This window comes from Kitasatospora sp. NPDC093558, from assembly GCF_040683475.1.
GTDB lineage: Bacteria > Actinomycetota > Actinomycetes > Streptomycetales > Streptomycetaceae > Kitasatospora.
In genome coordinates this window covers 1-3,056 of record NZ_JBFBDY010000697.1, presented here as the reverse complement: position 1 = coordinate 3,056, position 3,056 = coordinate 1, and the positions used below count along the sequence as shown (strand labels likewise).

Sequence of the window (3,056 nt, the reverse complement as noted above, 5' to 3'; positions counted from 1 at the left end):
GCGCAACCTCGACCTCATCCCCACCCTCCTCGGCATCCTCAAGTCCGGCGCCGCCTACCTCCCCCTCGACCCCGTCAACCCCGACGACCGCCTCGGCCACATCATCAGCGACGCCGACGCCACCATCGTCATCACCAACAGCACACTCGCCGACCGGATCGCCGGCTTCACCGACACCCCGCTGCTCCTGCTCGACGACCCGGCCCTGACCGCCGCACCGGAACACGAGCCCACAGAGCTGGCCGGACCCGACAACCTGATCTACACCATCTACACCTCGGGCTCGACCGGGAAGCCCAAGGGCGTCACCCTCACCCACACCAACGTCCTGCGCCTGTTCGCCGGCGCCCAGCAGCACTACGGCTTCAACTCGGACGACGTCTGGCCGCTCTTCCACTCCTACGCCTTCGACGTCTCCGTCTGGGAGATGTGGGGCGCACTCCTCCACGGCGGCCGACTCGTCATCGTGCCGGCCGAACTCAGCCGCTCCCCACAGGACTTCCTCAACCTCCTGGTGGAGCAGCAGGCCACCATCCTGTGCCAGACGCCCTCCGCGTTCCGCTCCCTGGCGGCACTCGCCGGCGACGGCGACCCCCGCACGGACCGACTCGCCCTGCGCGCCGTGGTCTTCGCCGGCGAGCGGCTGGAGCTGACCGAACTGCGCCCCTGGACGGACCGCTACGGCTTCGACCGGCCGGCCCTGATCAACATGTACGGCATCACCGAGACCACCGTGCACTCCACCTACCACCAGGTGCAGGCCACCGACCTGGAACGCACCGACCGCAACCCCGTGGGCGTGCCGCTCTCCGACACCCCCATCCACCTCCTCGACACCGCCGGACAGCTCGTCCCCATCGGCGTCCCCGGCGAGATCCACGTGGCCGGGCCCGCCGTCGCCCGCGGCTACCTCAACCGCCCCGACCTCACCGCCGAACGCTTCCTGCCCAACCCCTACGGCCCCGCCGGCTCCCGCATGTACCGCAGCGGCGACCAGGCCCGACGCCTCGCCGACGGCACTCTCGACTTCCTCGGCCGCATCGACAAGCAGGTCAAGATCCGCGGCTACCGCATCGAACTCGGCGAAATCGAAACGGCGCTGCGCGACCACCCCACCGTCCGCGAAGCGGTCGTGATCGCCCGTACCGACGGTGGCGACAAAACCCTGGTGGCCTATGCGGTCGCCGAGGGAGCCCTGGACGCGGCCGTCCTGCGGACGCACCTGAGCGCGAGCCTGCCGGACTACATGGTCCCGGCGGCGTACGTCGCGATCGACCGCGTGCCGCTGACCCCGAACGGCAAGCTCGACACCCGCGCGCTGCCCGCACCCGACGACGACGCCTACTCCACCGCCCGCTACGTCGCACCGCGCACCCCGCTGGAGGAGCGCCTCGCCGCCATCTGGTCCGACCTGCTCGGACGCCCGCAGATCGGCATCGAGGACAACTTCTTCGACCTCGGCGGCGACTCCATCCGCGCCGTCCGCCTGGTCGGCTCGCTCCGCACGGCCGGCTACGACGTGTCCGTCCGGGACGTCTTCCGGCACCGCACCATCGCCGAGCTCGCCGGCGGCCTGAACGGGCAGACCGGCGGCGAGTCGCTGGTGACGGCGGTCGAGCCGTTCGCCCTGATCGGCGCCGAGGACCGCGCGCTCCTGCCGGACGACGTCGTCGACGCCTACCCGCTCTCCCAGATCCAGACCGGCATGCTCGTCGAGATGCTCAAGGCCGGCGAGGCGCACACCTACCACAACCTGACCTCGTTCCGGATCCCGGACGAGCAGGAGTTCTCCCTGCCGGCCCTGAAGCAGGCCGTCGACGCCGTCGTGGCCCGCCACGACATGCTGCGGACCTCGATGCACCTGAGCGGCTACTCCCAGCCGCTCCAGCTCGTCCACGCCACCGCCGACCTCCAGGTCACCCTGCAGGACCTGCGCGGCCTGGACGCCACCGGACTCGACCGGGCCAGGCGCGAGTTCGCCGCCGCCGACCGGGCCGCCGGCTTCGACCTGGCCACCGCGCCGCTGATGCGCATCCGCGTCCACCTGGAGGAGGGCGCCTGGCGGCTGACCATCAGCCACTGCCACGCCATCACCGAGGGCTGGAGCTACCACTCCATGCTCGTCGAGATCCAGACCCGCTACCGGGAGCTCCGCGACGGCCTGGCGCCTTCGCCCGCCGAGCCGCCCACCGCGCGCTACGCCGACTTCATCGCTGCCGAGCTGGCCTCGCTGGCGAGCGAGGAGGACCGGGCGTTCTGGCGGCGCACGGTGGCCGGCCGCAGTCCGCTGCGACTCCCGGAGAACTGGACGCCGGCGGACGGCAGCGCGGTCAACGGCCACCACCGGTACGTCCCGTACCACGACCTGGAGGCCGGGCTGCGCCGACTGGCAGTGCGGGCGAAGGCCTCGCTGAAGAGCGTGCTGCTCGCCGCCCACCTCAAGGTCCTGAGCACCCTCACGCCCGAGGACGCCTTCCACACGGGCGTGGTCTTCCACGGCCGCCTGGAGGTCCCCGGCGCCGACCAGGTGCTCGGCATGCACATCAACTCCCTGCCGTTCCCGGCGTCCCGTCCGAGCGGCACCTGGCGGCAGCTGGTCGAGCAGGTCTACGCCCAGGAAGCGGAGATCTGGACCCACCGCCGCTACCCGCTGCCCGCCATCCAGCGCGACCTGGGCGAGAGCGAGCGGCTGATCCAGGTGCTGTTCGAGCACCAGGACTTCCACCAGGTCGACGAGGACGACGTGGACATCGACGCCACGCTGAACTCCTCGCCGAACGAGTTCGCGCTCAGCGCGATGGCCCGCGGTGGCTACGTCAACCTGGGAACCACCACGGCGGTGCTGAGCCCGGCCGACCTCGAACGGCTGGCCTCGATGTACCGCTCCGTCCTGGAGGCCATGGCCGCCGACCCCGAAGGCGACGCCGCCGGCGCCCACCTGCCTGCGGGCGAGACCGAGCGCCTGCTCGCCGAGTGGAACGCCACCAGCGTCTTCCCCACCGACACCACCGTGCACCGCGCCTTCGCAGCCCAGGCCGCCCGCACCCCCGACGCCA

At 71.6% G+C, this 3,056-nt stretch carries 1 protein-coding gene; it reads left to right on the top strand.

Features of this window, described 5'->3' with window-relative positions; translation table 11 throughout:
- Positions 1–3,056, top strand: a 3,056-nt coding sequence (locus AB0O00_RS33890; protein ID WP_363658394.1) for an amino acid adenylation domain-containing protein, incomplete at both ends; no start/stop codon positions are given.